The 7,274-nt window shown below is 29.7% G+C and carries 7 protein-coding genes; all 7 read left to right on the forward strand.

Features of this window, described 5'->3' with window-relative positions; translation table 11 throughout:
* The first annotated feature begins 54 nt into the window (after nt 1-54).
* The 7 genes from AC27VX_RS23400 (at nt 55) to AC27VX_RS23430 (ending at nt 7,209) form a co-directional block, all read left to right on the forward strand.
* Complete coding sequence (locus tag AC27VX_RS23400) at nt 55-339, forward strand: hypothetical protein (protein WP_488698360.1); 285 nt, start codon at nt 55-57, stop codon at nt 337-339.
* A 3-nt stretch (nt 340-342) separates the two neighbouring features.
* Nucleotides 343-1,149 carry a hypothetical protein gene (locus AC27VX_RS23405; protein ID WP_488698362.1) on the forward strand — a complete coding sequence of 269 codons (807 nt, stop codon included), beginning with the start codon at nt 343-345 and terminating at the stop codon, nt 1,147-1,149.
* A 347-nt stretch (nt 1,150-1,496) separates the two neighbouring features.
* Nucleotides 1,497-1,976 (forward strand): hypothetical protein, encoded by a 480-nt coding sequence (locus AC27VX_RS23410; protein ID WP_236855122.1) that lies wholly within the window; start codon nt 1,497-1,499, stop codon nt 1,974-1,976.
* Nucleotides 1,977-2,187: 211 nt separating this feature from the next.
* Nucleotides 2,188-3,237, forward strand: coding sequence for a leucine-rich repeat domain-containing protein (locus tag AC27VX_RS23415; protein ID WP_236855121.1), 1,050 nt, complete (start codon nt 2,188-2,190; stop codon nt 3,235-3,237).
* A gap of 541 nt (nt 3,238-3,778) precedes the next feature.
* A complete protein-coding gene (locus tag AC27VX_RS23420) occupies nt 3,779-4,636 on the forward strand; it encodes a hypothetical protein (RefSeq protein WP_236855120.1) in 858 nt (285 codons plus the stop codon).
* A 142-nt stretch (nt 4,637-4,778) separates the two neighbouring features.
* Nucleotides 4,779-5,636: a hypothetical protein gene (locus tag AC27VX_RS23425; protein WP_300685055.1), complete on the forward strand. Its 858-nt coding sequence runs from the start codon at nt 4,779-4,781 to the stop codon at nt 5,634-5,636.
* A gap of 832 nt (nt 5,637-6,468) precedes the next feature.
* On the forward strand, nt 6,469-7,209 hold the full coding sequence (locus AC27VX_RS23430) for a hypothetical protein (RefSeq protein WP_300685057.1): 741 nt from the start codon (nt 6,469-6,471) through the stop codon (nt 7,207-7,209).
* Nucleotides 7,210-7,274: the final 65 nt, after the last annotated feature.

Genomic DNA, 7,274 nt, shown 5'->3' on the forward strand with positions numbered 1-7,274 from the left:
CTGGTTAGATGGCTTCAAGTCTTTGTTGATAAGATTTGAAACGCTGGATATTACTTGGAAGAATCTGCACTTTTTGGCGTTTTCCTTAAGACTAATCAAAAAATTAAAAGTTCAAACAACTTCATAGATAGTAAATTTATTACAAAGCATAATTTATTTGAGAAAATTAATAATGTGACAAAATCTTTAAAAGAAGAAGATTTAATGAAAATAGATCCAGGTTATCTAAAAATTTTAGAGGAAATATTTGCAAAAGAGACTAAAAACCAACTTGGTAGAAAAAGTACTGTGCGAATTTTATCAGAAAATGCATTAACAGGTAAAGAAATAATATTTTAAAATATGAAATTAGAAACATACATAGCACCAAAAACAAACTTTACTATTCATACTATTTACTGGAAACTAACAAAAAGTGATAGCTACATTCCGATAATAAATATTATTGGGAGAATTGATTCCATTAAGGAATTAGAGTTATTAAAATTTTATCTTAATGAAGAGTTTTATGATAATACTTATTATAGGATAATTAATTTTTCTGACCTACAAAATAATACAAATCAACCTTTTGAATTAAAACATATCTATAAAGATAGATTTATTTTTATAAAAGGGAATTTTATAATTGAAGAAAATAACGTTTTTGACACAAAATTAAATGCTATAAACTATTGTTCTGAATTATTAAAAAAAACATATTACGATGGAAAAACAAGAATATATGATGATAGATATAATAAACCTAAATTTATTAAGGCACTAGATCATGTCCATTTTTTTTCTTTTGAAATTAAACTCGACAAAAAAAATGAATTAGGCTATTTTAAAATAATAGGAACATATCCAGGATCCACCAACGATCTTGATGATGATATATTAGAAACTAAAAGACTTTATGCCAGTCTAAATAAATTTTTAAGGTTTTCAGGGGTAGAGCATATAATAATTGATATTACAAATTTTAAGTATCAATACTTAGACAAGTATTTAATGGATTTTATTCCTACTTATAAAGATTTTGATAATAACCCGTCTAAAGTAAGCTATATTATAAATAAGGATACGGATACTACGTATGGTTTTATAAAGAACTCAAAAATGTTTTATGATTTAGATGAAGCAATGAAAGCTTTTAAAGAGGAATAGAAAAAAATACTTTATTTTTATAAAATGTTTATTGTAAAGTATTAATTATTTTTTAATAAAATAGAGACACTATCCCACGAAGTGTGTAAGTTAAAAAGTTAGGGCTTGGATTTTATAAAGATTTCTCAAAAGTTTTTATCTTTATAAAAATGGAGCTGATAAAACCATTTACCGATAGTATCAAAAGCTATTGCCAGCGGAAAATGTAGCCAAATCAATAGAAAATGCTTTGGGAAGAGCAATTCCTGTAGTGATTGGATTTTTTAGCTTCATTAGCAGGTCTTGAAAAAATGGTTACTCGAAAGGGGGACAGAAATACGAGAAGGTAATAATTAAATATAAATAAGATGAGTGATTTTTTCAATACTATAGGGAAATTAGAAACAGAAAGCAGAGCAGAGGATATTTTGCTACCTGTTCATGAATACTTGATTAACAAATTGAACGCTGAATGTAATTCAGAATGTTTTTATCTAATAAATGATTACGATAATAATGATTTTGATGCTATACCAATTGAAGACGTCGAAAAAATGTTAAATGATATACAAGAAGCGCCTAACTTAGGAAATGTTGAATACATACTTCCTTTTGGTAAAATAAGTATCAACTTTATAGCTAATCATCCGTTTTATATAAATTATATAATGATAAGTGCAGAGGATTTTGTTATTGAAAAATCAAGGCAAGAATTTTATTATTTTATATTGGAAATACATTTTAGATTTAATATATTACATACAATAGGAGGTTGGGGATTAGGACACTACTTAAAAGAGATAAGGCAAAATATCTATTCCTTAAAATATGAGCTTCTAATATCTTAAAAATAATAGCATAGATTGAAAGTTTTCTGATTATCCGTACACTCGAGTATTCAACTTTAAGAAAGTTAACCATAAAAGAGTATCAAAACCTAATGTCTATAATAAATCTAAAAATGTAGCGTAAAGAGTATGTGAATTTTGTTTCAAAAATTGTTGCAAGTTCATAATTATCAATGATTTGAAGATTAAAAAAAAGATAGAAATTAAAACCATGACAGATTTTATAAAAAAACTTGAAAAAGAGTTTAATACTCAAATTATACATTCCAACGAACATATCTGGGAAAATTATTATGAGATGGATAAAGATGGGAATATTAGAACATTATATTTAAATGAGGTTGATTTAAAGGATATTGGTATATTATTACCAATAGCGGACAGTCTTGTTAAATTAGCTCTTCCATACTGCAATGTGAAAATGTTACGTCCCTTAAATGCTTTTTCACGGTTAGAAACATTAGATTTAACCGGTAATAAATTACCGGAAAAATCATTTAGGTATTTAGGAGATTTAAAAAGTTTGAAAAATCTGGATTTGGGAGCAACTAAACTTAAAGACACTTCTTTGTTGGGTGATTTAATTAATCTGGAAATATTATATATTAGTTGCAATCCGTATCTAGAAGTAAATGGTTTGGAACATTTAAAGTTCTTACAGCGGTTAGATGTCAGCCTGACTGAAATTGATCATATAAAAAAGATAAATGTTAATGAAAATATCCGCTCTTTAAATATTGGAGAAACTAATATTAAAAGAATAACTGATCTGGAGCGTTTTCCCTATTTGGAAGAATTGAGAATAAATGGAAGTAGGGTAGGCAAAATTGAAGGTTTGGATACCTTACACAATCTCAAACAACTTTTTATTTCGGCTACTCATGTAGAAGAAATTGAAGGATTAGATAGCTTGAAAAATTTAGAAGTATTAGACTTAAGTTATAATGAAATTTCAAAAATCAAAGGATTGGATAATCTGAAAAACTTAAGAGAACTAAATTTAAATGAAAATAAGATAACCAAAGTTGAGAATTTAGATCATCTCATAAATCTTGAGTATTTAATTTTTGAGGCGAATGAAATTAAAGAGTTTGATACGTCTTTTTTATCTAATTTAGTTTCCGAATGTTTTATTTCTCTATGTTTTACAGGAGATTATATTAAAGAGATTAAAGATGTTCCAAAGAATGTAACAATTAAGTTTGAAGATGATCATTTTGTACCAAGAACATTATATAGGTCAAAAAAATTGTTTCGATAATAATAAGAGCCTTGTTTTTACAAGGCTCTTTTACGCTCAAAATTTGCCCCTGCTGCTGTATTCTCAACCGATTTAGATACCCTCAAAAATATAGTTTTTCATTAAAGAAGAAAGCTCTTGTCAGATATATATCTTAATAAAGCAAGGCTCGGATTGTATAATCTGAGCCTTTTTTAATGATAAAACACCTATTGGTTGACTTTTAATTTTCGACACATTTATCCCAATTTATCGCACAAAAATAATCTGACCCGCAAAATACAGTTATGCATAATTGTTACTAGATATTACTGCAACTACAGAACACCTGGGTCGAAAAACTTTCCCGGGAGGAAAAAAAAGAGGAATTTTGAATTTCGAAATTAAATAATAAATCATCCGATCCTGAAAAATAAAGAATGCTGTAACCATAGCATTTCAAAACCAAAAAACTTTAACAGGAATACAAAAAGGATGAATTCTGAACTTTAAATCATTAACAGTAATAGGATCCAAAAAGTAATTGTGCTTATAAAATAGCAGTAAAGAATAGTAAAATATTATGAAAGAAAATAAACCAACACTCAGAGACCAATTAAAAACTTACTTTGAAAAAGGCAAATACCCAACACAAAGTCAGTTTGCCGATTTGATAGATTCTCTAAGGCTTAGAGAAGATGTCTATACCAGAAGAGAACTGGCAATCCTTGCCAATAGTTTAACGTCTATTGATAATATATTTGTTAGTTTTTTATTAAACAGTATCGGGAACTTAAAATTTTCAATAGTGGTAAGCACGAATGATGAACCTGACCAGGTGATTTCATCAGCGGATTTCAAAAGTTTTTTAGATAAACAATATTTAATCGGCAATGCACCTTACACAATTAAAGTAAAAGAAATCTTAGAGGGTGATTTAGGAGAAACTGAATATTATGGTTTGACCTATCAATTAAATCAGAGCTATTCTATTAACAGATTGTTCGGAAATAATTTGAAAACTCTTCCTGTTGGGTTTGACTTTGGAAAGCTGGATAGTATTGGATTACCCATACAACTTTCAAAGGGAGATTATGGAAAGAAAATAAACATTTTGAATACAGGGGTTACATTCGTTAATAAAACTGAAGTACCTATCCGGTATAGAATTGAAGCTCCAGGGTGGAGTAGCCAATATATAGCAGAAGATACCATTACTGATCATTATGATTTCGGAGATTATTTCTCTCTTTATTATAATGCGGACCTTACAAAAATTAATCAGTCCATAAAATGTGAGGTTTATAATGCTGATAACAATACCCTGTTGACGACAGGCTACTTACCTGCAGGGAAAAACCAAAATTCTTTGAACGGTGGTCAGGTCATAGCAGTCAGAAATATAAGAATCGAATGCAGCTATTCTCAAATTGAAAGCTAAAAAAATAAGCTGCTGAAACTACAGAACAGATAGGCTGAAAAACTTTCTTAGAAATAAAAAAATGAATTTTGAACTTTAAAAAGTAAGCATCAATTGAATCCCCAAAAAACAAGATATAAGCAGTCATAAAAAGTAAAATATTATGGAAGAAAATAAATTAACCACAAGAGAAAAGCTAAAAACTTATTTTGAAAAAGGGAAACAGCCCACCCAAAGCCAGTTTTCGGATTTGATAGACTCTTTAAAACATAAGCAGGATTTACTGACTGATAGAGAAGTGATTATCCTTGCCAATACATTGTCGTCTATTAATAGCCCATACATTAGTTTTGCAAACTATACCTCTGAAAATGAAAATTGTCCCATTGTTATAAGTTCACAGGATGAAGAAGATCAGATAATACAGTTGGGTAAAATAACCAACGGCGATCCGACAAAACAATATCTTTTGGGTAAAGGACCCTATAGCATTACAGCAAAGGAATTCTCAGCAAAAGCATTAACAGGCACGCAATACTATTATTTGCGTTACCAGATAAATTCAAACTATTGGATCTCCAGGCTCTTTGGGAGTAATCTGCCTGCCATTTCTGATGGGTTTAACTTTGGAATATTTGAAGATAAAGTATTTTACGTAGAAATCAGTAAGCTTGATTATGGAATAACCATGAACATTATCAATACAAAGATTAAATTTCTCAATAAAACAGGAGAATCTATTCAATATATACCGTCTGGAGGAATTTGGAGCTATGGCTACACTGCTGAAGATATAGTGACTGATCATTATGATGCATCGGATTTTCTGGCTTTTAGCTACAAAGCGGACCTTCGGAACAGTAATAAATCCATTGAGTGTAAAGTGTATAACGCAGATAACGACGATCTTTTAATGACAGCCTATCTGGCATCAGGACAGAATAATATGAATGTTTCGGGTGGCGGGTTGGCAAGCCAAATAAGAAATTTAAGAGTCGAATGTAATTATATGGCCGAATAAGAAATTACAAAGCAGCAAATAGCTAAGTGAGCCGGCATCTTTAATACATTTCATACAAAACTTAAATGTATTACTTTTCTTCTTAAAAAAACATTCCTTATAGACGCAATACCTGCAACGTTGGGCAATTATATTGTGTACCTGAATACATTTGCCGTTGTTTAAATTTGTTTTCCTTTTGATAGGGAAAGAACATCCGGAATAATTGAAATCTTTGTTTATGAGTAGAAAAATAGGCTTACTGCAGCTACAGAATAGATAGGCCGGAAAACTTTTATAAGAAGAAAAAAAAGATCAATTTTGAACTTTCAAATAACGTACTTCATTATTAGAATTTCAGAAAATAACAGCTTACTGCAGCTACAGAATAGATAGGTCGGAAAACTTTTATAAGAAGAAAAAAAAGATCAATTTTAGACTTTCAAATAACGTACTTCATTATTAGAATTTCAGAAAATAACAGCTGCTGCAACTACAGAATAGATAGGTCGGGAAACTTTTATAAGAAGAAAAAAAAGATCAATTTTGAACTTTCAAATAACGCACTTCATTATTAGAATTTCAGAAAATAACAGCTGCTGCAACTACAGAATAGATAGGCCGGAAAACTTTTATAAGAAGAAAAAAAAGATCAATTTTGGGCCTTCAAATAACGCATTACATTATCTGACTCTCAGAAAATAACAGCTGCTGCAACTACAGAACAGATAGGCTGAAAAACTTTCCCAGGAATAAAAAAAGGATGAATTTTGAACTTTAAATCGTAAACAATAAGTAAATCCAGAAAACAATTATATTAAGGATATAAGCAATAAAGAACATTAAAATAACCATGGAAGAAAACAATAAACTAACCCAAAGAGAAGAGCTGAAAACCTACTTTGAGACAGGTAAATATCCCACACAAAGTCAATTTGGCCAATTCATAGATAATTATGTCCATTTGAATGAGTTTAATTTTGGTCTTGATGTAAAACCCTCCGGAAAGTTTAAGACAAAATACTATCATTTCTATGTAGCTCAGGAAAAAGGTAAAACAAGTGTAGGGCATATAAACATCGAAGATAATGATGTAAAAGACCCGCAAAAGTTTGATCAATACAACCATGTTTTAAGTCGATACATAGCTTATAAATATTTAAATATAAAATTGTCAAACGAATTAGATATCGATAAATACCAGCCTAAGATCATCATAAAACGTTATAAACAAAAGAAAAAACTCAAAAGCGGGTATTTGAAAAAAGCAGGTTTTTACAAGGAACTTCCATCAGATGCGGAAGCTTGGGGGAGACAGTCCGAATATCCTGTAACATCTAATGAAATGGTTCTGGACATTAATCCTATTAACTATTTCAGACCTGGTAAGGATTATAAAGAATTTTATCCGTCAGGAACATTTAACAGACCCGGTTCATTTAGACATACCGTTCATCATAGGAAACCATATTCACTTATTCAGATGTTTTTGGAAATTGATGTGAACGGAACAAAATATAAGTCGCATCCCGTTGTTATAAAAATTATTTTGGGACGGGACGAGAATGATTTTATCAATTATATTATTGATTAATAATAAAAATTACCTCAATCGAGTAAGATACTCATTAAGGGGACGCCTTTTGCGCTTGGAATATT

Source organism: Chryseobacterium sp. 14P4.3.2, from assembly GCF_057799275.1.